This window comes from Mesorhizobium sp. 43Arga (assembly GCF_053714255.1).
This window is the reverse complement of the sequence record NZ_JBSKBO010000005.1, coordinates 295,764-322,197: the sequence shown is the minus strand read 5'-3', so window position 1 is coordinate 322,197 and position 26,434 is coordinate 295,764. Positions and strand designations below refer to the sequence as shown.

23 protein-coding genes and 1 riboswitch are annotated in these 26,434 nt (G+C 63.2%); of the genes, 16 read left to right on the top strand and 7 right to left on the bottom strand.

Annotation, left to right across the window (positions count from 1 at the left end; translation table 11 throughout):
* The first annotated feature begins 2 nt into the window (after positions 1–2).
* The 7 genes from ACWGS8_RS19755 (at position 3) to ACWGS8_RS19725 (ending at position 8,229) form a co-directional block, all read left to right on the top strand.
* Positions 3–827, top strand: a complete 825-nt coding sequence (locus ACWGS8_RS19755) for an ABC transporter permease (RefSeq protein ID WP_454582491.1) — start codon at positions 3–5, stop codon at positions 825–827.
* A complete protein-coding gene (locus ACWGS8_RS19750; RefSeq protein ID WP_454582490.1) occupies positions 827–2,482 on the top strand; it encodes an ABC transporter ATP-binding protein in 1,656 nt (551 codons plus the stop codon). Before ACWGS8_RS19755 ends, ACWGS8_RS19750 begins: the two co-directional genes overlap by 1 nt.
* Before the next feature lie 170 nt (positions 2,483–2,652).
* On the top strand, positions 2,653–4,242 hold the full coding sequence (locus ACWGS8_RS19745; protein ID WP_454582489.1) for an ABC transporter substrate-binding protein: 1,590 nt from the start codon (positions 2,653–2,655) through the stop codon (positions 4,240–4,242).
* A gap of 198 nt (positions 4,243–4,440) precedes the next feature.
* The gene (locus ACWGS8_RS19740; RefSeq protein ID WP_454582488.1) at positions 4,441–5,334 is read left to right on the top strand and encodes an alkaline phosphatase family protein; all 894 of its coding nucleotides are present in this window, start codon (positions 4,441–4,443) and stop codon (positions 5,332–5,334) included.
* A 225-nt stretch (positions 5,335–5,559) separates the two neighbouring features.
* Positions 5,560–6,126 carry a sigma-70 family RNA polymerase sigma factor gene (locus ACWGS8_RS19735; RefSeq protein WP_038651547.1) on the top strand — a complete coding sequence of 189 codons (567 nt, stop codon included), beginning with the start codon at positions 5,560–5,562 and terminating at the stop codon, positions 6,124–6,126.
* Positions 6,123–6,791, top strand: coding sequence for an anti-sigma factor (locus tag ACWGS8_RS19730; protein ID WP_454582487.1), 669 nt, complete (start codon positions 6,123–6,125; stop codon positions 6,789–6,791). The genes ACWGS8_RS19735 and ACWGS8_RS19730 overlap by 4 nt, the downstream gene beginning before the upstream one ends.
* On the top strand, positions 6,781–8,229 hold the full coding sequence (locus ACWGS8_RS19725) for a S8 family serine peptidase (protein ID WP_454582486.1): 1,449 nt from the start codon (positions 6,781–6,783) through the stop codon (positions 8,227–8,229). Before ACWGS8_RS19730 ends, ACWGS8_RS19725 begins: the two co-directional genes overlap by 11 nt.
* A gap of 231 nt (positions 8,230–8,460) precedes the next feature.
* On the opposite strand, the gene ACWGS8_RS19720 is transcribed toward ACWGS8_RS19725, so the two are convergent.
* Complete coding sequence (locus ACWGS8_RS19720) at positions 8,461–9,483, bottom strand: substrate-binding domain-containing protein (RefSeq protein WP_454582485.1); 1,023 nt, start codon at positions 9,481–9,483, stop codon at positions 8,461–8,463.
* 361 nt (positions 9,484–9,844) lie between these two features.
* Here ACWGS8_RS19720 and ACWGS8_RS19715 point away from each other — a divergent pair, with 361 nt between their 5' ends.
* From ACWGS8_RS19715 to ACWGS8_RS19695, 5 genes are all read left to right on the top strand, one after another.
* A complete protein-coding gene (locus tag ACWGS8_RS19715) occupies positions 9,845–11,200 on the top strand; it encodes an ABC transporter substrate-binding protein (RefSeq protein WP_032932654.1) in 1,356 nt (451 codons plus the stop codon).
* Between the two features lie 229 nt (positions 11,201–11,429).
* A complete protein-coding gene (locus ACWGS8_RS19710) occupies positions 11,430–12,443 on the top strand; it encodes a carbohydrate ABC transporter permease (protein ID WP_032932653.1) in 1,014 nt (337 codons plus the stop codon).
* A gap of 1 nt (position 12,444) precedes the next feature.
* Positions 12,445–13,599, top strand: a complete 1,155-nt coding sequence (locus tag ACWGS8_RS19705; RefSeq protein WP_010912955.1) for a carbohydrate ABC transporter permease — start codon at positions 12,445–12,447, stop codon at positions 13,597–13,599.
* Between the two features lie 4 nt (positions 13,600–13,603).
* Positions 13,604–15,268 carry a beta-galactosidase BglA gene (gene bglA / locus ACWGS8_RS19700; RefSeq protein ID WP_454582484.1) on the top strand — a complete coding sequence of 555 codons (1,665 nt, stop codon included), beginning with the start codon at positions 13,604–13,606 and terminating at the stop codon, positions 15,266–15,268.
* A gap of 29 nt (positions 15,269–15,297) precedes the next feature.
* Positions 15,298–16,410 (top strand): ABC transporter ATP-binding protein, encoded by a 1,113-nt coding sequence (locus ACWGS8_RS19695; RefSeq protein WP_454582483.1) that lies wholly within the window; start codon positions 15,298–15,300, stop codon positions 16,408–16,410.
* Between the two features lie 83 nt (positions 16,411–16,493).
* On the opposite strand, the gene ACWGS8_RS19690 is transcribed toward ACWGS8_RS19695, so the two are convergent.
* From ACWGS8_RS19690 to ACWGS8_RS19680, 3 genes are all read right to left on the bottom strand, one after another.
* A complete protein-coding gene (locus ACWGS8_RS19690) occupies positions 16,494–16,745 on the bottom strand; it encodes a DUF680 domain-containing protein (protein WP_454582482.1) in 252 nt (83 codons plus the stop codon).
* A gap of 67 nt (positions 16,746–16,812) precedes the next feature.
* On the bottom strand, positions 16,813–17,016 hold the full coding sequence (locus ACWGS8_RS19685; protein ID WP_454582481.1) for a DUF680 domain-containing protein: 204 nt from the start codon (positions 17,014–17,016) through the stop codon (positions 16,813–16,815).
* 72 nt (positions 17,017–17,088) lie between these two features.
* Positions 17,089–17,289 carry a DUF680 domain-containing protein gene (locus tag ACWGS8_RS19680; RefSeq protein WP_454582480.1) on the bottom strand — a complete coding sequence of 67 codons (201 nt, stop codon included), beginning with the start codon at positions 17,287–17,289 and terminating at the stop codon, positions 17,089–17,091.
* Positions 17,290–17,772: 483 nt separating this feature from the next.
* Positions 17,773–17,973, top strand: a riboswitch (cobalamin riboswitch).
* 114 nt (positions 17,974–18,087) lie between these two features.
* Between ACWGS8_RS19680 and ACWGS8_RS19675 the strand changes: the two genes are divergently transcribed.
* The gene (locus ACWGS8_RS19675; protein WP_454582479.1) at positions 18,088–19,335 is read left to right on the top strand and encodes an aromatic ring-hydroxylating oxygenase subunit alpha; all 1,248 of its coding nucleotides are present in this window, start codon (positions 18,088–18,090) and stop codon (positions 19,333–19,335) included.
* 77 nt (positions 19,336–19,412) lie between these two features.
* The gene (locus ACWGS8_RS19670; RefSeq protein WP_454582653.1) at positions 19,413–20,510 is read left to right on the top strand and encodes a 2Fe-2S iron-sulfur cluster-binding protein; all 1,098 of its coding nucleotides are present in this window, start codon (positions 19,413–19,415) and stop codon (positions 20,508–20,510) included.
* A gap of 97 nt (positions 20,511–20,607) precedes the next feature.
* Here ACWGS8_RS19670 and ACWGS8_RS19665 read toward each other — a convergent pair whose 3' ends face one another.
* From ACWGS8_RS19665 to ACWGS8_RS19655, 3 genes are all read right to left on the bottom strand, one after another.
* The gene (locus ACWGS8_RS19665) at positions 20,608–21,237 is read right to left on the bottom strand and encodes an alpha-ketoglutarate-dependent dioxygenase AlkB family protein (protein WP_454582652.1); all 630 of its coding nucleotides are present in this window, start codon (positions 21,235–21,237) and stop codon (positions 20,608–20,610) included.
* Between the two features lie 91 nt (positions 21,238–21,328).
* Entirely contained in the window at positions 21,329–21,766 is a 438-nt protein-coding gene (arfB, locus tag ACWGS8_RS19660; RefSeq protein WP_010912944.1) for an alternative ribosome rescue aminoacyl-tRNA hydrolase ArfB, read from the bottom strand.
* A 98-nt stretch (positions 21,767–21,864) separates the two neighbouring features.
* Positions 21,865–23,475: a phosphoenolpyruvate carboxykinase gene (locus tag ACWGS8_RS19655; RefSeq protein WP_454582478.1), complete on the bottom strand. Its 1,611-nt coding sequence runs from the start codon at positions 23,473–23,475 to the stop codon at positions 21,865–21,867.
* Positions 23,476–23,818: 343 nt separating this feature from the next.
* Here ACWGS8_RS19655 and ACWGS8_RS19650 point away from each other — a divergent pair, with 343 nt between their 5' ends.
* Together ACWGS8_RS19650 and ACWGS8_RS19645 are read left to right on the top strand one after the other, a co-directional pair.
* Positions 23,819–24,520, top strand: coding sequence for a response regulator transcription factor (locus tag ACWGS8_RS19650; RefSeq protein ID WP_010912942.1), 702 nt, complete (start codon positions 23,819–23,821; stop codon positions 24,518–24,520).
* 106 nt (positions 24,521–24,626) lie between these two features.
* Positions 24,627–26,411, top strand: coding sequence for a stimulus-sensing domain-containing protein (locus ACWGS8_RS19645; protein WP_454582477.1), 1,785 nt, complete (start codon positions 24,627–24,629; stop codon positions 26,409–26,411).
* Positions 26,412–26,434: the final 23 nt, after the last annotated feature.

Sequence of the window (26,434 nt, the reverse complement as noted above, 5' to 3'; positions counted from 1 at the left end):
GCATGCTCGATATAAGACGCATTCCCATCCCCGCCCTGATCGGCCTGGTGCTGACCGCCCTGTTCGTGCTGGCGGCGGTCTTCGCGCCATGGATCTCGCCGCACGACAATGCCGAGATCGTCGGCGACGTCTGGGAACCAATGTCGGCCGCGCACTGGCTGGGCACCGACAATCTCGGCCGCGATCTCTTGTCGCGCATGATCTACGGCGCCCGCATTACCTTGTTCATCGCCGTGCTGGCCACCGCGCTGTCCTTCTCGCTCGGCGCCATACTCGGTTTCTCGGCGGCGGTGTTCGGCGGCTGGTTCGACACGATCCTGTCGCGCCTCGTCGACCTGCTGATGTCGATCCCGACCCTGATCATGGGCCTGGTCGTGCTCTCCGTGCTGCCGACGAACCTGGTGACGCTGATCCTGGTGATGGGCATTCTCGACTCGACCCGCGTCTACCGCCTGTCGCGCGCGGTCGCCGTCGACATCAACGTCATGGACTATGTCGAAGCCGCCAAGCTGCGCGGCGAAGGCAGCGCCTGGATCATCTTCCGCGAGATCCTGCCCAATGCGCTGTCGCCGCTGGTTTCGGAACTCGGCCTGCGCTTCATCTATGCGGTGCTGTTCCTGTCGACGCTGTCCTTCCTCGGCCTTGGCGTGCAGCCGCCCGACGCCGACTGGGGCGGCATGGTCAAGGAGAACAAGGACGGCATCGTCTTCGGCATCGCCGCGGCACTCATTCCGGCGGGAGCGATCGCCGCGCTCGCCATCTCGGTCAACCTTGTCGCCGACTGGATTCTCAACCGCACGACAAGCCTGAAGGGAGGACGCGGGTGATGGCTGACAGCAAAGCGAAGCCAGGCGTGCTGCTCGATATCCGGAATCTGCGCATCGAGGCTACGGTCTATCCGCCCGGCGAGGCGCCAAAGAACATCGTGCTGGTGCACGATGTCTCGCTGACGCTGGAAAAGGGCAAGGTGCTGGGCCTGATCGGCGAATCCGGCGCCGGCAAGTCAACCATCGGCCTGTCGTCGATGGGCTATGGCCGTGGCGGTGTGCGCATCACAGGCGGCGAGGTGATCCTCAACGGCCGCGACATCCTGAAGGGCGGCAAGGAAGGTTTCCGCAAACTGCGCGGTCGCGAGGTCTGCTACGTCGCGCAATCGGCTGCGGCTGCCTTCAACCCGGCGCACCGGCTGATGGACCAGGTGGTGGAAGCCACGCTGCTGCATGGCACGGCGACACGCGCCGAGGCCGAGAAGCGCGCGGTCGCGCTGTTCAAGAAGCTCAGCCTGCCAAACCCGGAAACCATCGGCGAACGCTTTCCGCACCAGGTCTCGGGCGGCCAGCTGCAGCGTGTGATGACGGCGATGGCGCTGTGCTCGGAACCCGATCTGATCGTCTTCGACGAGCCGACAACGGCGCTCGACGTGACGACGCAGATCGACGTGCTGGCGGCGATCAAGGACGCCATCCGCGACACCCATGTGGCGGCACTCTACATCACCCACGACCTTGCCGTCGTCGCCCAGGTCTCCGACGAGATCATGGTGCTGCGCCATGGCCGTCTGGTCGAATGGGGCGGCACAAGGCAGATCATCAAGGAGCCGCGCCAGGAATACACCAATGCGCTGGTCTCTGTGCATGAGATCGAGCACCAAGAGCAGAATCCCGGCGCCACCCCGTTCCTGTCGGTGAAGAACGTCACCGCTGCCTATGGCGGCGGCCATGTCAAGGTGTTGAAGAACGTCTCGGTCGACATCTACCCCGGCCAGACGCTGGCCGTGGTCGGCGAATCCGGCTCAGGCAAGTCGACGCTGGCGCGCGCCATCACCGGACTTTTGCCGCCCGAGCAAGGCACCGTCACCTTCGACGGGCGCCCGCTGGCCAACCGGCTAGCTGACCGGCCGAAGGAGGATCTGCGCCAGCTGCAGATGATCTATCAGATGGCCGACGTGGCGATGAACCCGCGCCAGACCGTCGGCACCATCATCGGCCGGCCGCTCGAATTCTATTTCGGCATGCGCGGCAGGGAACGCGACAAGCGGGTCGCCGAACTGCTCGACGAGATCGAGATGGGCAAGGGCTTCGTCGACCGCTATCCGGCCGAGCTTTCCGGCGGCCAGAAGCAGCGCGTCTGCATCGCCCGCTCGCTCGCCGCCAAGCCGAAGCTGATCATTTGCGACGAGGTGACTTCGGCGCTCGATCCGCTGGTGGCCAATGGCATCCTCAAGCTGCTGCTCAACCTGCAGCAGCAAGAAAAGGTCGCCTATCTCTTCATCACCCACGACCTGGCGACGGTGAAGTCGATCGCCGATTCGATCGCGGTGATGTATCGCGGCGAAGTGGTCCGCTACGGCTCGAAGAGCAAGGTTCTGACGCCGCCCTTCGACGCCTATACCGACCTTCTCCTGTCGTCCGTCCCGGAGATGGAGATCGGCTGGCTGGAAAAGGCGATCAAGGGGCGGCGCATGGCCAGCGCGGGAAACTAGAGCAATTCCAGGAAAAGTGTGAGCGGTTTTCCCACGGGAATTGCGTGAGACAAGGAATAGCCCGACCTGCCGTTCGGGCGGCTGTCGTCATCCGGATGCAACACGAAAGCGCCACACGTCCTTGCGGACGGGCGCTGCCCGTGACGTTGTTTCCAACAAGGGGTAGGAACATGAGGACTGAACTCGACCATCTCGCCGATCTCGCCGGCCAGGGCCGGATATCGCGCCGCGACTTCCTTGGCCGCACGGCGGCACTGGGTGTGTCGGCGGCGCTGGCAACGACACTGGCCGGGAAAGCCTTCGCGCAGACGCCGGTCAATGGCGGCATCCTCAAGGCCGGCCTGCAGGGTGGCGAGTCGACCAACAGCCTCGACCCCGCGCTGAACCTCAGCCAGGTCACCTACAGCTTCGGCAAGCAATGGGGCGAGTATCTGGTCCGGCTGATGCCCGACAACAGCCTGACCAATATGATCGCGCAGGAGATCGGCGCTTCGAAGGATGCCAAGACCTGGACGATCAAGGTGCGCGATGGCATCGAGTTCCACAACGGCAAGACCGTCACGGCTGAAGACATCGCCGCCACCATCGAGCGCCATGCCGATGAGAAGTCCAAATCCGGTGCGCTCGGCATCCTCAAGAACATCAAGGGCGTCAAGGCAAGCGGCAAGGAAGTCATCGTCACGCTCGGCGACGCCGACGCCGACTTCCCCTATCTGATGGCCGACTACCACCTCGTCATCCAGCCGAATGGCGGCAAGGACAACCCGAATGCCGGCATCAGCGCCGGTCCCTACAAGGTCACCGTCAACCAACCGGGCGTGCGCCATGGCGGCGAGCGCTTCGCCAATTACTGGCAAGGCGACAGACTAGGCCATGCCGACCAGATCGAGATCGTTGTCATCAATGACGCCACCGCGCGGCTTGCCGCGCTGCAGGGCGGCCAGGTGCACATGATCAATCGCGTCGAGCCCAAGGTCGTCGACCTGGTCAAGCGCATCCCCGGCGTCAGCATCGAGAACGTGTCGGGCAAGGGCTACTACCCGTTCAACATGTTCTGCGACACCGCGCCCTTCGACAATAACGACCTGCGCATGGCGCTCAAACTCGCCATGGACCGCGAGGAAATGCTGACGAAGATCCTGCGCGGCTATGGCTCGGTCGGCAACGACTTCCCGATCAACGAAGCCTATCCGCTGTTTTCGACCGACATCGAACAGCGCAAGTTCGACCCGGAAAAGGCGGCCGCTCTCTACAAGAAGTCGGGCCACAGCGGCCCGATCCTGCTGCGCACCTCCGACGTCGCCTTCCCCGGCGCCGTCGATGCCGCCCAGCTTTACCAGCAGAGCGCCGCCAAGGCCGGCATCAAGATCGAGATCAAGCGCGAGCCCGGCGATGGCTACTGGTCGGAAGTCTGGAACAAACAGCCCTTCTCGCTCTCCTACTGGGGCGGCCGCGCCACGCAGGACCAGATGTATTCCACCGGCTATGTCTCGACCGCCGACTGGAACGACACGCGCTTCAAGCGGCCGGAATTCGACAAGATGCTGCTTGCGGCGCGCGGCGAGCTCGACCAGGCCAAGCGCAAGGCGATCTACCACGACATGGCTGTACTGATGCGCGACGAGGGCGGCCTGATCGTGCCGTTCTTCAACCAGTTCATCGATGCCGCCGCCACCAACAAGATCGGCGGCTTTGCCAAGAGCCCGATCGGCGAATTGATGGATGGCTACGCGCTTGGTGAGTGCTGGCTCAACGCTTAGAGCATTTCACCGTTTCACGGAAACGGTGAAATGCTCTAACTCTCTGTCTTGACGCAATTCCGGGCGGAAAACCGTTCACACTTTTCCTGGAATTGCTTTAGCCGGACCCTGCCTGCCTGATTCACGTGTAAGAACGCCGTGTGCCCGAAACGGCCCACGGCGTTCCCGTTTCAACTGCCAGACCTGATGGAGCAGCCCATGGCGCTCAAGTCCAAGCTTCTGCTGATCATCCTCGATGGCGTTCCCTATCGCAACTGGCGCCGGCTGATGGGCAATCTCGAAGGCTGGGTGCAATCGGGCGAAGCGCGGGTGTGGAAGATGCGCTCAGTGCTGCCGTCGACCTCGGCCTGCTGCTACGCCTCGATCCACACCGGCGTGTCGCCGCAGGTGCATGGCATTCTTTCCAACGAGAACCGCTTTCGCGTCGGGCAGCCCGACATCTTCTCCGAGGTCAGCAAGGCCAGCGGCAAGACCGGCGCGGTGACCCACTCCTACTGGTCGGAATTCTTCCGCTCCTACCCGTTCGACCTGGTCGAGGACATGGAATATGACGAGCCAGGCGGCCCGATCACGCACGGCCGCTTCCACACAATGACCGGCTACAACGCCCGCAACCAGATGACGCCGAGCGATGTCGATTTGTTCGCGACGCTGACCATGCTGACCAAGCGCCACGGCATCGACTACGGCATCCTGCACACCTGCACGCTGGATTCGATGGGCCACCGCTTCGGCCATGACTGCCACGAGATGGACCATGCCGTCTATGCGATGGACGGCATGCTGGCGGCCTTCCTGCCGGGCTGGATCGCGGCCGGCTACGAGGTCATGGTCACCGCCGACCACGGCCAGACCGATCGCGGCCACCATGGCGGCCATGATGACGAGATGCAGGATTTCGCACTGTATTATTTCGGGTCCGCGAAAGGGCCCGAAGCCGATACGCTGCTCGACCAGCTGCAACTGGCGCCGACGGTGCTGAGCCGGCTGGGTGTGCCGGTGCCGGTGACAATGAAGGCGAAACCGTTTTTGGGTGAGCGCTTCTTCCCTTCTCCCCTTGCGGGAGAAGGTGTCGCCGAAGGCGACGGATGAGCAAACGTGTTCCAGGGAAGGCCGACGTCTCACTCCGCTGGAGCACCCCTCATCCGTCTCGGCGCTGCGCGCCGATCCACCTTCCCCCACAAGGGGGAAGGAAAGGCGTCGCTACTGGCAACCGCCCCTTTCTTCGGTTAGCCTCCGCAAATTCCTTGGCGGAGGATGAACCTTTTTGGACCGACCGGCGACAGAGCAGACAGGAGCCAGGCGGCTCGACCGGCCATGACGGCAGCGACGGAGACCGATCGCGCGCTTGTCGACCGGGTCGCTAAGGGCGACCGTGCCGCCGTGCGGCTCCTGTTCATGCGTCACCACGCGCGGGTCTACCGCTTTGTGGCGCGCCAGACGGGATCGGAAATGATGGCTGACGATATCGCGAACGAGGTGTTCCTTGAGCTGTGGCGCCAGGCGCCGGGCTTCGAGGGACGTTCCGAAGTCTCGACATGGCTGCTTGGCATCGCCCGGTTCAAGGCGCTGTCGCTGCTGCGCAAGAAGAAGGAAGACTGGATCGACGACGAGGCGGCCGCCGCGGTGCCGGACAGCGCCGACACGCCGGAGGTCGTCACCATGAAAGAGGACAAGGCCGCCGCCTTGCGCCGCTTCATCGATGCCTTGCCGGAAGAACACCGCACGGTGATCGATCTTGCCTATTATCACGGGCAGTCGGTGACAGAGATCGGCGAGGTGCTCGCCATCCCGGTCGCGACGGTCAAGACCCGGATGTTCTACGCCCGCAAGAAACTCGGCGAGGCCCTCAAGGCCGCCGGTTACGACAGGGGGTGGCCATGAGCGCAGCTGAAAAAATGTCGCGTCGCGACGAAATGGAAACGCTGCTGCCGTTCTACCTGAACGGCTCGCTGGAAGGCTCCGACCTCGAAGCCGTCGAGGAGTGGCTGGCGACCGATCCGGCGGCGATGGCAGCCCTTGGCGAGGCCGAGGCCGAATTCTCCGGCACATCGGCCGCCAATGAAGCAATCCGCCCGCCAGCCGATGCGCTCAGCCGCTTCGCCAAGGCGCTCGATGCCGAGGCCGGACCTGCACGCAAGCCGGCCGGCTCCTCCTGGCTGGCGCAGGCCTGGGGCCGCTTCATGGCGGTGCCCGTCGGCGTCGCCTGGGCGGCGGCCGCGGTCCTGCTGGCGCTGATTGCGGTGCAGTCGCTGGTGCAGCCCGGCGGCAAGGGCAAGGATTTCGAAATTGCCGGCGCGCAAGACGATCTGGCGAAAATGCCGTTCGCCCTGGTCAAGTTCAAGCCGGATGCGAAGATGTCCGACATTTCGGCATTCCTCGGCAGGAACGGGCTGAAGGTCATCGGTGGGCCGACCGCGGACGGCGTGTTCCGGATCGGCATGCCTGCCGCCAATGCGGCCGACTATGCCAAGCAGCTTGGCCTTATTGCGGCCCAGCCTTTCGCCGACACTGTGATCGAGGGAAGGAAACCGATTGATGGCGGCTGAGGCGGCCCTTCGATTTGCGGCAACCTTGGCGGCGGCGATGACAATCGCCGCCGTGCCTGCGTCGGCTCAGACCAACGCCGCCAAGAGCGGCCAGACGAAAATCGACTGCCGCGACGGCACCAATGCGGCCGGCGCCGACTGTGCCAAGGACGCCGGCCGTGCCGGCGACAATGCCGGTGGTGCGGGGCTTGCCCAGGCGGGCGCCTTCATTCTTCCCGCCCTGATCGTCGACCTGTTTCCCAATCCGGTCGCGCCTCCGGGACCGGTGCCGCCGCTTCGGCCGGAACCGGCGACGCCGCCCGGCAACGACCAGGCCGGTCCGCCGGCCGGCGGGCCGACCATCTCGCCGACCGATCTCATCGCCGTTCAGCCGCCGCGCGCCGTGGCCGGCGAGTTCGTGCCCGACGAGGTGCTGGTGACGGTCGACGGCGATGCCGGCGCCGTGCAGCAGATCGCCGCCTCCTTCGGCCTTGAAGTGCGCTCGCAGCGCCAGTCACGCCTGCTCGGCACGACGCTGGTGCGCTTCGGCATTCCCGACGGCCGCCCCGTCGGCGTCGTGCTGGCGCAGCTTGCCGCCGACGGCCGCACGCAGCGGCGCGAGCCCAACCACATCTATTCGCTGCAGCAGGCCGCCGGCATCGTCAACTATGCCTTCGAGCGCATCGCGCTCGATGCCAAACAGGCGAGCGGCGAAAACGTCCGCGTCGCCGTCATCGATACCGGCATCGACGACAGCAATCCGGCGCTGGCCGGCGTGATTGCCGCGCAGTTCGATGCCATGCCCGACGTGCCGGTCGAAAAGCGCGACCACGGCACCTCGATCGACGGGCTGATCGCCGGCGTCGGCGCGCTGGAAGGCATGGCGCCGGGCGCCAGGATCTACCACGCCCGCGCCTTCGAAGGCGGCAAGTCGACCATGGATGTCATCCTGTCGGCGCTCGACTGGGCGGCGGAACAGAACGTCAGCATCATCAATATGAGCTTCGTCGGACCGAAGAACGACCTGCTCGGTGCCGCCTGCCGCAATGCCCGCGCGCTCGGCATAGTGCTGGTCGCCGCCGCCGGCAACAACGGGCCGAAAGCGCCCTATGGCTACCCCGCGGCCTTCGACGGCGTGATCGCGGTGACCGCGACCGACGCCAAGGACGCTCTGATGCCGCAGGCCAACCGCGGCGCCTATCTCTTCATTTCGGCGCCCGGGGTCGAGATGGTGGCACCAAGCGGCGCCGGCTCGGATGTCGTTACCGGCACCTCCTTCGCCGCGGCGATCGTCAGCGGCGCCATCGCCAATCTCCTCCATGCTTCGCCCGGCCGCCCGGCCGACGACATCGAGAAGGCGCTGGCAGCCACCGCCAAGGATCTCGGCCCGAAGGGGCGCGACAACGATTTCGGCTATGGGCTCCTCGACATCAAGGCGGCCGAGGCGGCGAAGGAGTAGGTTTTTCCCTGAGCTTCGGGGCTATGCCGCCGGGAGCTGCCTCGCGCCCGCGCCGGCCGAAAACCGCGCTGGGCTGATCCGTGTTCATCCGCCCATTTTGGAGCAGGCGGGCCAATGCGGCGTTAATAGGCCTTCGTCGCTGCTTCAAAACCAAGGTCACTTTTGAGTGACGTGCATTTGGAAGGCGCTCCTCGGCAGAACCCGGTCGTGGACTGTGATCGGACCTAGCCCCTACCCCGGCGCTCCCGCCACGGAGCCCCGCACCACCAGATCCACCGGCCAGACTTCGCCGCGGGCGCCTTCTTCCAGTCCCGATATGCGCGCCGCAAGGCGCTCGGCGACGCGGGCGCCGGCTAGGCGGATGGATGAGCGCGTCGTCGACAGCGGCACCGAAAAATTCTCCGGCTTCAGCCAAGGGAAGACGTCGTCATGGGCGATCAGCGAGACATCGCCGGGAATGGTGAGGCCGAGGTCGCGCACCGCGCGCACGGCGCCCAGCGCCATGATCAGGCTGGAGCAGGCGATCGCCGTCGGCGCGTCGCCCCCCTCGAGCAGACGCCTGGTGGCGCGATAGCCGTTCTCCTCGGTCATGACCACGGAGCAGACATGGCGTTCGCCCAGGCTCAGCCCGCTTGCCGCGAGCGCCCGGCGCACGCCGCGCTCGCGATGGATGGCGAAGGTCTCGCGGTCGTCGCCATTGATCAGCGCCAGCCGCCGGTGGCCGAGCTGGACCAGCAGCCGCGCCGCTTCGTGGAAGGCGCCCTCATTGTCGATGTCGAGATAGGGATAGTCGAAATCGAGGCCTTCGCTACGGCCATGGACGAGGAAGGGAATGCCGAGCGTGCTGACCAGCGCCACCCGACTGTCCTGCAGCCTCGGCGAGGAGATATAGACGGCGTCGACCTGCCGGTTGGCGACGATGCGCCGATAGGTCGTCTCCTGGTCGTCGGCATCGGCCGGCGACAGCACGAGGTCAAGCTCGTGTGAGCGGGCATAGTCGCCGAGGCCGGACAGGAACTCGACAAAATGCGGGTCGATGTCGACGGCCGCGCCCGTTGGCAGGACATAGCCGATCATGCCGGACTTGCCGGTCGCCAGCCGCCGCGCGCTCGGATTGGGGCGGTAGCCATGGCGCTTGGCGGCGTCCATGACGCGCCTGCGCGTCTCCTCGTTGACCTCCGGATAGCCGTTCAATGCCCGGCTTACCGTGGTCTGCGAAAGCGCCAGCATCTGCGCGAGCTGCTTGAGGTTCACAATGGTCTCCATCCCTCAAAGCGCTTTTAAATTGAATCGACCCAATCGCCCCAAGGGCGCGACGGTATCGAGACGACCATAGTCGGGGTTGAGACCAGTTTGAAACAAAAATTGCTGTTGCACTGCCAAAATACCATGCTGCGGCGCACTTTTCGATGTCAAAATCTGCAAAATTAAATCGATTAGCTAACCGAGCCTCTTGACTTCCGACCGATTCAATGGCGAGATCAGAAAAGCCAAAGCGCTTTGGAAGACTCTTCGAAAGGTTGCGGTTCCCTTGCGACTGAGTCACAGTCCTGCGGCGTCGGCGGGCGGAATGGAGGTTCCGTCCGGTGTGTGTGACCCACTGGGAGGAATACCGATGAATAAAATGCTTTTGCTGGGCGCTGCGTTTGCCACGTTCGCCCTGAATGCGCCCGCGCATGCCGAACTGAAGTTCAAGCCAGGCGAGGACAAGCGCTTCAACTGGGCAAATTACGAAGAGCTCAAGAAAGTCGATCTCAAGGGCGAGACCCTGACCATCTTCGGGCCGTGGCGCGGCGAAGACGAAGGTCTGATCCGCACGGTTCTTGAATATTTCCAGGAAGCGACCGGCGCCGAGATCAAATACTCCTCGTCAGAAAATTACGAACAGCAGATCGTCATCGACACACAGGCCGGCAGTCCGCCCAACATCGCCGTTCTGCCGCAGCCCGGCCTGATCCAGGACCTGGCGTCGAAGGGGCTTTTGACGCCGCTCGGCGACGATACCGCCAAATGGATCAAGGACAATTACGGCGCCGGCCAGTCCTGGGTCGACCTTGGTACTTTCAAGGACAAGGACGGCAAGCCGGGTTTCTTCGCCTTCCCCTACAAAGCCGACGTGAAATCGCTGGTCTGGTACTCGCCGGACAATTTCAAGGAAGCCGGCTACACTGTTCCGAAAACGCAGGAAGAACTCGCCGATCTTGAAAAGAAGATCATCGCCGATGGCGGCACGCCATGGTGCATCGGGCTCGGCTCGGGCGGTGCCACCGGCTGGCCGGCGACCGATTGGGTCGAGGACCTGATGCTGCGGACCCAGCCTCCGGAAGTCTACGACAAGTGGGTGAAGAACGAGATCCCGTTCAACGATCCGGCAGTGGTCAACGCCATCGACATCTTCGGCAAGATCGCGACCGACGACAAGATGGTCGACGGTGGCGCCAAGGCGGTCGCGGCGACCGATTTCCGCGACAGCCCGAAGGGTCTCTTCTCGGTGCCGCCGAAATGTTATCTGCACAAGCAGGCGTCGTTCATCCCGACCTTCTTCCCGCAAGGCACCAAGGTTGGCCAGGACGCGGACTTCTTCTATTTCCCGCCCTATGCCTCCAAGCCTGAACTCGGCACGCCCGTGCTTGGCGCCGGAACTCTGGCCATGATCACCAAGGATTCGAAGGCGGCCCGCGCGTTCATCGAATTCCTGAAGATGCCGCTGGCGCATGAAATCTGGATGGCCCAGGGCGGTTTCGTGACGCCGTTCAAGTCGGTGAACAAGGAGGCCTATGCCAGCGACGCGCTGCGCAAACAGGGCGAAATCCTGGCCAATGCCTCGACGTTCCGCTTCGACGGGTCCGACCTGATGCCGGGCAAAATCGGCGCCGGTGCGTTCTGGACCGGCATGATCGACCTGGTCGGCGGCAAGTCCGCGCAGGATGTCGCCACCGACATCCAGAAGAGCTGGGACGCCATCAAGTAGGCGGTGGCCGAATCCGGGGACGAGCACAGTCCTCGCACGGGGTCCGGACCTTATCGGCCCGGATCCCACGGCGGCCCGCACCGCAGCCTTTCGTCATGAGCGCATCGACATGAAGCGCAATCCGCATGCGAGACATTCTCTGCGGCCGATTTGCGCTCCAAACAACTGAATCGGCGCCTGGTCCCGAGGTCATCTCAGCTTCGCCGGATCATGCGCAGGGGAGGAATGCATGGCGTCTCAGATTTTCTCGGCCATTTTCGTCATCATTATCGGCGTCGGCGGCTGCGTCGCCTATTTCTGGGGCGCCAACAAACTGGTCGACGTGATATTCCCGTCACGCGGCGTCGCCGGCGCCGCGGCCATCGACAATCTTCGCCGGCAAGGCCTGGTCCGGCCCTGGCTGTTCGTCGGACCGGCGATGATCATCCTGACCATCTATCTCATCTACCCCGTGGTCGAGACGCTGCGGCTGTCCTTCCTCGATCGCGGCGGCGTCAACTTCGTCGGTCTGGCCAACTACCAATGGGCCTTCGGCGACCGTGAGTTCCGCAACTCGATCCTCAACAACGTGCTGTGGCTGGCAGTCGTGCCCGCCGCCTGCACCTTTCTTGGCCTGATCATCGCCGTGCTCACCGACAAGATCTGGTGGGGCACGATCGCCAAAAGCCTGATCTTCCTGCCGCTGGCCATCTCCTTCGTCGGCGCCAGCGTGATCTGGAAATTCATCTACGAGTATCGCGGCGACGGCCAGACGCAGATCGGCATCCTCAACGCCATCATCCAGCACTTCGGCGGTCAGCCGCAGGTCTGGATATCGCTGCCGTTCTGGAACAATTTCTTCCTGATGATCATCCTGATCTGGATCCAGACCGGCTTTGCCATGGTCATCCTGTCCTCGGCGCTGCGCGGCATTCCGGAAGAGACGCTGGAAGCCGCCGTGATCGACGGCGCCAACCCGTTCCAGATCTTCTGGAAGATCATGGTGCCGCAGATCTGGGGCACCATCGCCGTGGTCTGGACCACGATCACCATCCTGGTGCTGAAAGTGTTCGACATCGTGCTGACGATGACCAACGGCCAGTGGAACAGCCAGGTGCTGGCCAATCTGATGTTCGACTGGATGTTCCGCGGCGGCGGCGATTTCGGCCGCGGCGCCACAATCGCCATCATCATCATGATCGCGGTCATTCCAATCATGGTCTGGAACATCCGCCAGGCCAACAAAGAGACGGGAGGGCACTGAGATGGCCGTCGCGACCGGAAACTCCTTCGCCAGCCGCTTCGGCGTCCACATCGCGGTGCTGGTCTTCGTTGCCATCTGGACCATCCCGACGCTCGGCATTCTCGTCTCCTCGCTGCGCGTCAAGGACCAGATCATCGCCTCGGGCTGGTGGAATTCCTTTTCCAGCTCCACCCAGACCGAAGCCGGCCGCTTGCCTGCCGCCTCGACGCAAGTTCAAAAGGACGGCAAGTTCGTCCTTGAGGGCAACATCTTCGGCGATGGCGCCAAGCGCAACATCAGCGCCTTCGGCGTCAAGTCGGCGGCGCCGACGCAATATCCCGCCGGCACGACCGCCGATCTTGGAGACGGCGTGACCTTGCTGCTCAATGCCGATGGCAGTTTCGTCATGGCCTCGCCCAAGGCGTTCGAGGGCGATCGCGGCCAGCGCGTCTACTATGCCTCGTCGGCGCCGCCGAAATTCACCACCGAAAACTACAAGACCGTGCTGTTCTCCGAAGGCATCGGGCGCTCCTTCATGAATTCGTTGACGGTGACAATACCGGCGACCGTCATCCCGATCCTGATCGCTGCCTTTGCCGCCTACGCGCTGGCCTGGATGCGTTTTCCCGGCCGGGCGCTGCTGATCGCAGTCATCATCGGCCTCCTGGTGGTGCCGCTGCAGATGTCGCTGATCCCCTTGCTGAAGCTCTACAACGGCGTCGGCACGTTCTTCGGCGTACCATCGAAAACCTATCTCGGTATCTGGCTGGCGCATACCGGCTTCGGCCTGCCCTTTGCCATATACCTTCTGCGCAGTTACATCGCCGGCTTGCCGCGCGAAATCATGGAATCGGCGCGCATCGACGGCGCCAGCGATTTCGAGATCTTCGTCAAGATCGTGCTGCCGCTCTCGTTCCCGGTGCTGGCCTCCTTCGCCATCTTCCAATTCCTGTGGGTATGGAACGATCTCCTGGTGGCGATGGTTTTCCTTGGTACGGAAGCAGACCAGATCGTGCTGACGGCCAAGCTCAATGCGCTGCTTGGCTCACGCGGCGGCGATTGGGAGATCCTGACGACATCGGCCTTCGTGACGATCATCGTGCCGCTGATCGTGTTCTTCTCGCTGCAGCGCTATTTCGTCCGCGGGCTGCTTGCCGGTTCGGTTAAAGGAGGCTGAGACCATGCAATCCGCTTTGAAAGCCAGTTCGAACCCCGACCTCGCCATCGATCGCGACTGGTGGCGAGGCGCGATCATCTACCAGATCTATCCGCGCAGCTACCAGGATTCGAACGGCGACGGCATCGGCGACCTCAAAGGCATCATCGGACGGCTGCCCTACATCGCGGCGCTGGGTGCGGACGCCATCTGGATCTCGCCCTTCTTCAAATCGCCGATGAAGGATTTCGGCTATGACGTCTCGGACTATTGCGACGTCGACCCGATGTTCGGCACGCTGGCCGATTTCGACGCGCTGACGGCGGAGGCGCACCGGCTGGGGCTCAAGGTGATGATCGACGAAGTGCTGTCGCACACCGCCGACATCCATCCCTGGTTCAAGGAAAGCCGATCGAGCCGCGGCAATCCCAAGGCCGACTGGTATGTCTGGGCGGACGCCAGGCCCGACGGCACGCCGCCCAACAACTGGCTGTCGATCTTCGGCGGGTCGGCCTGGCAGTGGGACACCAGCCGCCAGCAATACTACCTGCACAATTTCCTGGCCGAGCAGCCCGACCTCAACTTCCACAACCGCGAAGTCCAGGACGCGCTGCTCGACGTCACCCGCTTCTGGCTGGAACGCGGTGTCGACGGCTTCCGCCTGGACACGATCAATTTCTACTTCCACAGCCAGGGCCTGGAAAACAATCCGCCGCTGCCGCCTGAAGAACGCAACGACCAGACCGCGCCCGCGGTCAATCCCTACAACTACCAGGACCATCTCTACGACAAGAGCCGTCCGGAAAACCTCGGCTTCCTCGAACGCTTCCGCGCTTTGCTCGACGAATATCCGGCAACCGCCGCTGTCGGCGAGGTCGGCGATTCGCAGCGCGGGCTGGAAGTCGTGGCGGCCTATACGGCCGGCGGCAAGCGCGTGCATATGTGTTATTCCTTCGACTTCCTGGCGCCGGAAAAGATCAGCGCCGCCAAGGTGCGTTCGGTGCTGGAGGCCTTCGGCAAGGTCGCCAGCGACGGCTGGTCGTGCTGGGCGTTTTCCAACCATGACGTGATGCGTCCGGCTTCGCGCTGGGCCGCCGGCGAGGCCGACCCTGTCGCCTATCTCAAGGTCATCTCGGCATTGCTGATGTCGCTGCGCGGCTCGGTCTGCATCTACCAGGGTGAGGAACTCGGGCTGGGCGAGGCCGAATTGCGCTTCGAGGATCTGCAGGACCCCTATGGCATCCGCTTCTGGCCGGAATTCAAGGGCCGCGACGGCTGCCGCACGCCCATGGTGTGGGATGGCGGCGCCAAGAATGGCGGCTTCTCCCAGGCCAAGCCCTGGCTGCCGGTGCCGGCAAAACATCTGGCGCAGGCGGTCGATGTCCAGCAAGGCGACCAGGCTTCACTGCTCGAGCACTATCGGCGCTTCCTGAGCTTCCGCCGCGCCCACCCGGCGCTGGCCAAGGGCGACATCACCTTCATCGAGAGCGAGGGCGACACCGTCGCCTTCACGCGCCGCGCCGGCAATGAGCAGGTTGTCTGCGTCTTCAACCTCGGCGCCAAGCCGGCCAAGGTTGACCTTGGCAGGCGATCCCTGCAACCTTTGCCGGGACACGGGTTTTCCGGTCAGGCGAACCCCGGTTCGGTCGAGCTTGGCGGCTATGGCGCCTGGTTCGGGCGCATCGACTGAATTTTTGCGAAATCACTGGGAGGAAACCAATGGCCGATGTCAATTTGAGGCAAGTGAAGAAGTCCTACGGCAATCTCAACATTCTCCACGGCATCGACCTCGATATCAAATCGGGCGAGTTCATCGTCTTCGTCGGTCCATCGGGCTGCGGCAAGTCGACCTTGCTGCGCTCGATCGCCGGGCTCGAGGAAATCACGTCAGGCGAGCTCAAGATCGATGGCGAAGTGGTCAACGATGTGCCGCCGTCCAAGCGCGGCATCGCCATGGTGTTCCAGTCCTACGCGCTCTATCCGCATATGACGGTCTACGACAACATGGCGTTCTCGATGAAGATCGGCAAGGAAAACAAGGCCGAGATCGACCGCCGCGTGCGCCAGGCCGCGGAAATCCTGCAGCTAACCAAATATCTCGACCGGCTGCCCAAGGCGATGTCGGGGGGCCAGCGCCAGCGTGTCGCCATCGGCCGCGCCATCGTGCGCAATCCTAAAGTGTTCCTGTTCGATGAGCCGCTGTCGAACCTTGACGCCGCACTGCGCGTCGCGACCCGCATCGAGATCGCCAAGCTCAAGGAATCGATGCCCAACACGACGATGATCTATGTCACCCACGACCAGGTCGAGGCGATGACGCTGGCCGACCGCATCGTGGTGCTGAAGGATGGCCATGTCGAACAGGTCGGCACGCCAATGGACCTTTACAAGAAACCCGGCAATCTGTTCGTCGCCCAGTTCATCGGCTCGCCGGCCATGAACATCCTGCCGGCAACCATCGACAAGACCGGCAACCCGACCGTCGTCAACCATGTCGGCGGCCGCAAGGCGACGGTGCCGATCACGACGCCCGCCTCGGCCAAGGGCGCGGCGGTCAGTTTCGGCGTGCGGCCGGAAGACCTGATGATCGCCAGCGGCGCGGACTATCTGTTCGAGGGAACGGTCGATTATATCGAGCAGCTCGGCGAGGTTCAGCTGGTTTATGTCGACATCGGCCGCGCCGACCTGCCGCTGGTGACCAAACTGCCGGGCAATGTCGAGGTCAAACGCGGTTCGGCATTGCGGCTGAGCGCCAACGCCGAGGACCTGCATATCTTCGATGCCGACGGACATTCCTTCGCGCTGCAAAGGCCGGAAGCAAAAGCGGCCTGAGGCCGCCAGCGCTAACGGGTCAAGGCGACAAAAAAAGCGGCGGGCCAGGCCCGCCGCTTTTTTTGGAAAGTCAGCTTCGGCTGTTAACGGCCGAAGAGGTTCCGGTCGCTACCCTGAGGAGCTGACTTCTGCACGTCGCCCGACGAATTGAGCAGCTTGTAGACAGGCGAGCCGTTCTCGCGGATCGAAGCCGTACGCGAGTTGTCAATCGAAGTTACGGAGGGCGAAGTTACGGCCGGCTGGTTGGCGCCTTTTGAGCCAAAATTGTCGCTGCCAGCGAAGGCGCTGCCGGAGATGGCCAGAACGGCGGCGGCAGCAAGGATGATCTTGTTCATGTTAGTCTCCTGAATTTCTGGATTTCGCAGGAATGGCCGGGCGAGCCGCCATTCCTGTAAACCGGCATTACCTGCCGAAGAGGTTGCGGTCAGCGCCCTGCTGAGCAGGCACCTGGGTGGCCGGAGCCGACTTGTCGACCGAAGCTGTGTAGGAATGGTCGACCGTAGCGGTCGGCTGGTTGGCGCCGTCGGAGCCAAAATTGTCGCTGCCCGCGAAAGCGCTGCCGGAAATGGCCAGGACGGCGGCCGCAGCAAGGATGATCTTGTTCATGTTGGTCTCCTGAATTTCTCAGAGTCGGCCAGAGCGGCGGGCGAAGAGCCTGCCATTAGCCGGCACCTGTTGTTAGTTGTTGCCGAAGAGGTTGCGATCGGCGCCCTGGGCAGGCGTCTGAGCAGCCGGTTCCGACTTCTTGGTCGAAGCGGTGTACGAGCTGTCGACGGCAGCAGTGGCTGCAGGGGCATTCGAACCATAGTGGTCGCTACCAGCGAAGGCGCTGCCGGAAATGGCCAGAAGGGCGGCGGCAGTGAAAACAATCTTTTTCATTTTTAGTACTCCAGTATTTTTTCCGTCCGTCTAGCGGCGTGTCTTGGGATTGAAATCGCGTCGTTCGGACTGCCTCGATGTGGGAAAGCCAGATCGCCGTTTCCAATCACGAAGTTGTTCCGTGTGGACCAAGAATCCACCACTTGAAATTGTGCCAGGGGCTCCCAAGTCAAACATTTTTCCTACTGATATCAGTTGTTTAGTTAAAACCAGCCGCAAGATCACAGACTGTATCGGAGGCCCAGCGTTCACACCCTCCTGCACGCACCGTCAACAGAAACGAACCGTTCGGTTCGATTTTAGAATCTGCTAATAGTCACTTTTCGAAACCGTTAACCTTTTTTGCTCCCTTTCCGGGTCGATTTTGACGGTCGGTACAATCGATTTTCGTGACGGCTGTCCGTGACCTGATCGTTGCGCATGCGTGTCGCGCCACATGGATGCGATGTCGCTTTCATGCCGATGTCGCAAACGCCGTCGTGATTAGATCATGTCATCTCAGGTGCCGCTTCGTGACGACGAGGCGGAGAATTGGGAAGCCGGTCAAAGTCCGGCGCTGCCCCCGCAACGGTGGTGGAGTTCAAGTCGCAACGGGAGACCACTGGGCGAAAGCCTGGGAAGGTGTCGCGACCGTCCGCAAGGACACTCCAGAGCCCGGAAACCAGCCCGAGAATTTGAACTCGACTGATCGCGGTGGGCGGTCAAGAGGCGGATGCTGCATGCCCGGCGCTCGCCGGCGCGTGGCCGATCCTTCCTCAATCACCACCATAGTCAGTCCTTGAACGAAGAGGACAGGACATGGACGCGCGCAACGATATGCTGAGGCTCTTGAACAGCCGCAGAGAGGGCTTCTCGCTCGAGCAGCCCTTCTACACCGATCCCGACTTCTTCAAGCTCGACATGGAGCTGATCTGGTATCGCGACTGGCTGTTCATTGGCCATGATTGCGAACTGCCCAAGCCCGGCAGCTTCATCACCGTGCAAATCGGCGACTATCCGGTCGTGCTGGTGCGCGATCAGCAGGGCAGGATCAACGCCTTCCACAATTCCTGCCGCCATCGCGGCAGCCGCGTCTGCAACACCGACAAGGGCATGGCCGCCAAACTGGTCTGCCCCTATCACCAGTGGACCTATGAGTTGGACGGAAGGCTGCTGTTTGCCCGCCAGATGGCCGAAGGTTTCGACAAGAGCCAGTTCGGCCTGAAGCCGGTCGCCTGCGAAAGCGTGGCTGGCTATATCTTCATCTGCCTGGCCAAGGAACCCGCCGACTTCGCACCGATGCGGGCGATGATCGAACCCTATCTCAAGCCGCACCGGCTCAGCGAAGCAAAGATCGCCTTCGAGAGCACCATCGTCGAGAAGGGCAACTGGAAGCTCGTCTGGGAAAACAACCGCGAGTGCTACCATTGCGCCGGCAACCATCCAGAGCTTTGCAAGACCTTCCCGGAAGCCCCGACGGTGACCGGCGTGCAAGGCGCCGACAGCGATCCGGAGATGCTGGCACACTGGGCCAAATGCGAGGCGGCAGGCCTGCCGAGCAAGTTCCGCATCGACCCGGCTGGACAATACCGCGCCACCCGCGCGCCGCTGCTGCGCGACGCGGTCAGCTACACGATGACGGGCAAGCGGGCGGTGAAGAAGAACCTGTCCGACAGCGTCTCGGCCGACCGCATCGGCACGTTGATGCACTATCATTACCCGACGACCTGGAACCATATCCTGATCGACCATGCCGTCACCTTCCGCGTGCTGCCGATCAGCGCCACGGAAACCGCGGTGACGACCAAATGGCTGGTGCACAAGGATGCGATCGAGGGCGTCGACTACGATCTTGCCGAACTCACCCATGTCTGGACCGAGACCAACGACCAGGACCGCCGCATCGTCGAGGAAAACGCTTTCGGCATCCTGTCGCCGGCCTATGAACCCGGCCCTTATTCGGAGCTGCACGAGGGCGGTGTGATCCAGTTCGTCGACTGGTACGCCCGCTTCATCGGTCCGCGTCTTGCCGACGACGGCCGGCCGGCCCTGCGCAGCGTTGCCTAGCGCATGGCGCCCAAAAGTGTTCCGCGGTTTTGGGATGACGCCATGCGCAAAATGAAAGGACAAGAGGGATGAATGCGATGACGGATCTTGGCCTCTATCGCCATCTCGACCAGATGGCGCCCTGGAACGACAGGCTGCAGGTGCTGGAAGTGATCGGCGTCAGCGACGAGGCGCCTGACGTCAAGACCTTCACCTTCCGCTCCGACAACCAGACCTGGTTCCGCTATAAGCCGGGCCAGTTCGTGACGCTGGAACTGCCGACGCCGGATGGGCCGCTGATGCGCACCTATACGCTGTCGTCGTCGCCGTCGCGGCCGTTCTCGATCGCGGTGACGGTGAAGGCGCAGGCAGGCAGCATCGGCACACGCTGGATGTTCGATCACCTTGTGCCCGGTTCGCACGTCAAGGCCTATGGACCGAACGGCGACTTTTCCCTGCACAGCCACCCGGCCGCCAAATATCTGTTCATCTCGGCCGGTTCCGGTGTGACGCCGATGATGTCGATGCTGCGCTGGCTGAACGATTGCGCGCCATGGACCGATGTCGGCTTCGTCAATTGCGCGCGGCGCCCGGAAGAGATCATCTTCCGCAAGGAGCTCGAACTGCTCGGCGGCCATATGCCGGGCCTGTCGCTCGGCTTCATGATCGAGGAGCGATCGAGCCGCGAGGGCTGGTACGGCCATATGGGCCGCATTGACGCGATCCGGCTGCCGCTGCTGGCGCCCGATTTCCGCGAACGCGAGATCTTCTGCTGCGGGCCGGACCCTTTCATGCGCGCCGTGCGCGGCATGCTGGACGCCGCCGGCTTCGACATGACGAAGTATCACCAGGAGAGCTTCGCCGCACCCGCGGTGGAGGAAATCCCGGCACCGTTCGCAGCGCCCGGGGAAGACGGCGTGGCCGTTCCCGTCGAAGCAACGCCGATCCGCTTCGCGCTTTCGGGTGTCGATGCCGAGTGCGTCGCCGGCCAGACAGTGCTGCAGACGGCGCGCGCCTCTGGCGTGCGGATCCCCGCTGCCTGCGAATTCGGCCTATGCGGAACCTGCAAGGTGAAGAAAGTCTCCGGTGCCGTCGAGATGAGCCACAATGGCGGCATCCTCGATCACGAGATCGATGACGGCTTCATCCTTGCCTGTTGCTCGAAGCCGCTTTCGGCTCTCGAAATCGAGGCGTAACCCGCTCGCGCCCCACGGATCCCGAAATTGCGGGCGCGATGGCGATGCCGTGGCGCTCCACCTGGCAGCCTCGATTGGGACTTGCATCAAGATCGGCTTATGAGGCGTTCTCGTGCGGCTTCGTCACCCGCCGCAGCGTCAGATTGATCCTGCCGCCATTCTTGAGCAGCGCCGAGGTCGAGGGATAGATGCGGTCGACGCCGTGGAAGGCGAGACGGCCCTCGCCTCCAAGCACGACGACGTCGCCGCTCTTCAGCCTGAACGACTTGGTGGCGCCCTCGCGCGTCGTCTGGCCGACCCGGAACAGGCAATCGTCACCAAGCGAGACGGAGACGACAGGCGCCGAGAAATCGGCCTCGTCGCGGTCCTGGTGCAGGCCCATCTTCGCGTCCGCCGTGTAGAAATTGATGAGGCAGGCCTCCGGCGGATTCGGATAGCCCGACACCTGCCGCCAAAGCTCGAGCAGCCCCTCCGGGATCGGCGGCCATGGCTCTCCGGTCAACGGATGCGTCGGCTGGTAGCGATAGCCGCGCTCCTTGTCGGTGACCCAGCCGAGCGGGCCGCAATTGGTCATGCGCACGCTCATCTCCTTGCCGGTGCGCGGCATGGCCGGCACGAACAGCGGAGCCTGCTGGACGATGCTTCGCACATCCTCGACCAGCGCGTCCTGGATGGCGCGCGAGAGATAGGCCGGCATGTGGCGAACGCCTTTGGGCAGAACGAGCATGAGGTCGGTTGACAATCCGGTTGCTGCGTTGACCTTGAAGAATGCCACATGGAGGTGCTGACAACGACCCGAAAACGCTCCGGCAGACGGATCAGTCGTCGCCGACGCGGCCGCGCAGCTTCTTGATCGTGCCGCGTCCGGCCTTGCTCTTCAGCCGCCGCTCGACCGCGCCTTTCGAGGGCCTGGTCTTCTTGCGGGGCGGCGGCGGCGGTTCGGCGGCCTTGGCGACAAGCGCCGTGAGCCTCGCCCGGGCGTCCGCCCGGTTCTGCTCCTGGGTGCGGAAGCGCCCGGCCTCGATGACGATGACGCCGTCCTTGGTGGCGCGCTGGCCGGCAAGCTTGATCGTGCGGGCACGCACGCGTTCCGACAGGCCGGCCGCGTTGGCCGCGTCGAAGCGCAGTTGCACGGCGGTCGCCACCTTGTTGACGTTCTGGCCACCGGGGCCTGACGAGCGGATGAAATCCTCGTGCAGGTCGCCCGGATGGATCACGGCTTCGTCCGCAATGATGATGTTGTCGTCGATCGGCATGCCGCAGTCATGGCGCGGCGGCATGAAAAAGAAAAGGCCCGATCGAAACCGGGCCATCAAGGGTGCCGAGCGGCAATGATGCCGAGCGATCCGGGCTGTTACTCCGCCGCTTCCTGCATGCGGGGCGCCGCGCCCATGACGGTTGCATCGACATGCGGCTCGAATTTCTCGAAATTGACGGCGAACATGCCGACCAGCCTTGCCGCCTGGCGGTCATAGGCAGGCTTGTCGGCCCAGGTCGAGCGCGGATCGAGAATGGCACTGTCGACGCCAGGCACCGCCACCGGCACCTTGAAGCCGAAATTTGCATCGGTGCGGAATTCGCCTGTCTTCAGCGATCCGTCGAGCGCGGCGGCAAGCAGAGCACGCGTCGCCTTGATCGGCATGCGCTTGCCGGTGCCGTAAGCGCCACCGGTCCAGCCGGTGTTGACCAGCCAGCAATCGGCGTCGTGGCTGGCGATGAGCTCGCGCAGCAGATTGCCATATTCGGAGGGATGGCGCGGCATGAATGGAGCGCCGAAGCAGGTCGAGAACGTCGCTTCGGGTTCGGTGACGCCCTTTTCGGTTCCGGCCACCTTGGCCGTGTAGCCGGAGAGGAAATGATACATCGCCTGCGCCGGGGTCAGCCGCGCGATCGGCGGCATCACGCCGAAAGCGTCGGCGGTCAGCATGATGATGTTTTTGGGATGATTGGCGCGCCCGGTCTTCGAGGCATTGGGGATGAAGTCGAGCGGGTAGGCGCAGCGTGTGTTTTCGGTGAGGCGGCCGTCGTTGAAGTCCGGCACGCCATCGGCGTCGAGCACGACATTTTCCAGCACCGTGCCGAAGCGCTGCGTGGTGGCGAAGATCTCCGGCTCGGCTTCGGCCGACAGCTTGATCGTCTTGGCGTAGCAGCCGCCTTCGAAATTGAAGATGCCGTGCGGGCCCCAGCCATGCTCGTCGTCGCCGATCAGCGTGCGCGACGGATCGGCCGACAGCGTCGTCTTGCCGGTTCCCGAAAGCCCGAAGAAGACGGCCGCGTCGCCGGCCGGCCCCTCATTGGCCGAGCAGTGCATCGGCATCACGCCCTTCTGCGGCAGTAGATAATTGAGCACGGTGAACACCGACTTCTTCATCTCGCCGGCATAGGAGGTGCCGCCGATCAGCACGATCTTGCGGGTGAGGTCGACGGCGATCACCGTTTCCGTGCGGCTGCCGTGGCGGGCGGGGTCGGCGCGGAAGGACGGCAGGTCGATGATCGTCATCTCGGACACGAACTGTTCGAGCTCGGCCTTGTCCGGACGGATGAGCAGATTGCGGATGAACAGCGAGTGCCAGGCAAACTCGGTGATGACGCGGGTCGGCAGTTTCAGTTCGGCATCAGCGCCGCCGACGAGGTCCTGAACGTAGAGATCCTTGTCCGCGGCGTGGGCAAGGAAATCGGCGAACAGCGTTTCGAACTGGTCCGGCGAGATCGCCTTGTTGTTGTCCCACCAGACATGCGCCTCGGTGGCGGCGTCGCGGACGACGAACTTGTCCTTGGGCGAACGGCCTGTGTGCTGGCCGGTCTCGGCGACCAGCGCGCCATGCGCGGTCAGCCGGGCCTCGCCGCGCCGGATCGCCTCCTCATAAAGGGCGGCCGCACCGAAATTATAGCGCACCATACCGGTGGTTTTCAGGCCGATACGATCGATCGGGCAAGCAGGATTGCGTTTGCCGACTTCCGACATTGGTGTCCCTTCTACGATTTGCCGCATCCTTGCCGGCGCATTTCCGGCACGCCCGCCGAGCGGGCTGAGATGGTCAAAACCAGAAAAGCCAAATGATATCAAATCATTAATCGATTTAAAAATTTTGAAAGTTGTTTAAATCGTTTATATATGCGAAAAGTTTCACGGTTGCCCAAAGGATTGGCGATGTTCGTTCGTCCAATCCGTGTCGAGGTAGGATTGTGGCCTGCGGCACCCCGCGCGTGACAGCGGACAAGGCCTATGCCACATTTTGTACCTAATTTGTCCTGCAAAAGCCCCTTCTCTACGAAAGAAGGGACAGCTCATGAGGGAGCCGCTTGAAATGGCAACAATCGCGCTTGTCGATGACGACCGCAACATTCTGACGTCGGTGTCGATCGCCCTCGAATCCGAGGGATATCGCGTCGAGACCTACACGGATGGTGCGTCCGCGCTGGAAGGCCTGGCGGCGCGTCCGCCGAATCTTGCCATCCTCGACATCAAGATGCCGCGCATGGACGGCATGGAGCTCTTGCGCCGGATGCGCCAGAAGTCCGACCTGCCGGTGATCTTCCTGACCTCCAAGGACGATGAGATCGATGAATTGTTCGGCCTCAAGATGGGCGCCGACGATTTCATCCGCAAACCGTTCTCGCAGCGCCTTCTGGTCGAGCGGGTGCGCGCCGTGCTGCGCCGCGCCAGCGCCCGCGAAGCTGCGGCAAAGGCGCCCAGCCAGCAGGCCCGCTCACTCGAGCGTGGCCAGCTCGTCATGGACCAGGAGCGCCATACCTGCACCTGGAAGGGTGAACCGGTGACGCTCACCGTCACCGAATTCCTGATCCTGCATTCGCTGGCGCAGCGTCCCGGTGTCGTAAAAAGCCGTGATGCGCTGATGGATTCGGCCTATGATGAGCAGGTCTATGTCGATGACCGCACGATCGACAGCCACATCAAGCGGCTGCGCAAGAAATTCAAGGCTGTCGACGACGACTTCGAAATGATCGAAACCCTTTACGGCGTGGGATATCGGTTCCGGGAAGCGTGAATAGGGAATAGGCAGTAGGGGTTCGGCAGTAGGGAATCTCAGCCATTTCTCTATTCCCTACTGCCTAACCCCTACTGCCTACTCACTAAACAGGGCCTGCTATTCGATGGCAGTGGAAGCACAGCGAACAAGACCGACGGGCGCCGCCAGGCGGCCGTCGCGCATCATGCCGTCTTTCGTCTCGAAAATCACGGTGCCGATGCGCCGCTTCCTCGGCCACCACATCTTTTCCAGCCTGACGCGGCGCATCCTGTTCCTCAACCTTGCCGGCCTGGCTGTCCTGGTCACCGGCATCCTCTATCTCAACACCTTCCGCGACGGGCTGATCGATGCCCGCGTCGAAAGCCTGATGACGCAGGGCGAGATAATCGCCGGCGCGATCGCGGCGTCGGCGACGGTCGAGACCGATTCGATCAGCATCGACCCGGAAAAGCTGCTTGAGCTGCAGGCCGGCGAAAGCTTGGGCCCGGGCTCCGACCAGCTCGACAATCTCGATTTCCCGATCAATCCCGAACGTGTCGCGCCGGTGCTGCGGCGGCTGATCTCGCCGACCCGCACGCGGGCCCGCATCTATGACCGCGACGCCAATCTGCTGCTCGATTCGCGCCACCTCTATTCGCGCGGCCAGATCCTGCGCTACGATCTGCCGCCGGTCGAGGAGGAACAGCCCGACCTTGTCGAGCGCGTCCAGAAATTCATATTCGACTTCTTCCGCAACACCGACCTGCCGGTCTATCGCGAGCAACCGGGCGGCAATGGCTCGGCCTTCCCGGAAGTGGTCAAGGCGCTGACCGGCAGCCCGTCGACGATCGTGCGCGTCTCGGAGCAGGGCGAGCAGATCGTTTCGGTGGCAGTGCCGATCCAGCGCTTCCGCGCCGTTCTCGGCGTGCTGATGCTGTCGACCGAAGGCGGCGACATCGACAAGATCGTCGCCGCCGAGCGCAAGGCGATCCTGCGCGTCTTCGGCATCGCGGCACTGGTCACCGCCATCCTGTCGATGCTTTTGGCCTCGACGATCGCCAATCCGCTGCGCCGGCTGTCGGCGGCGGCGGTGCGGGTCCGGCGCGGCGTCAAGAGCCGCGAGGAAATTCCTGATTTCTCCGACCGGCAGGACGAGATTGGCAACCTCTCGATCGCGGTGCGCGACATGACCAACGCGCTCTATGCGCGCATCGAGGCGATCGAAAGCTTCGCCGCCGACGTGTCGCATGAATTGAAGAACCCGCTGACCTCGCTGCGCAGCGCGGTGGAAACTCTGCCGCTGGCCAAGAACGACAATTCGCGCAGCCGGCTGATGGAGATCATCCAGCATGACGTCCGCCGGCTGGACCGGCTGATCACCGATATTTCCGATGCTTCCCGCCTCGACGCCGAGCTGGCGCGTGAGGATGCGGGAACCGTCGACCTGAAGAAATTCATCACCGACCTCGTCGCCGTGTCGCGCGAGACCACGCGCAACAAGAAGGCTGTCGAGATTGAGCTCAAGGTCGCCAAGCTGCCACAGGGCGTGAAAGGCTATTTCGTCGCCGGCCACGATCTGCGCATCGGCCAGGTCGTCACCAATCTGATCGAGAATGCGCGCTCCTTCGTTCCCGAGGACCATGGCCACATCAGCCTGTCGCTGGCCCGCGCCGGGAAGTTCAACATCCTGACCGTCGACGACAATGGTCCCGGCATCCGCGCCGACAATATCGACCGCATCTTCGAACGCTTCTACACCGACCGGCCGGCCGGCGAGGCGTTCGGCCAGAATTCGGGCCTTGGCCTGTCGATTTCCCGGCAGATCGTCGAGGCCCATGGCGGCACGCTGACCGCCGAGAACATCCCCGGCACCAAGCCCGGCGAGATCAAGGGCGCGCGCTTCGTCGTGACGCTGCCGGCCGAAGCGTGATCTCACGAAGCGGAGACCGGTTT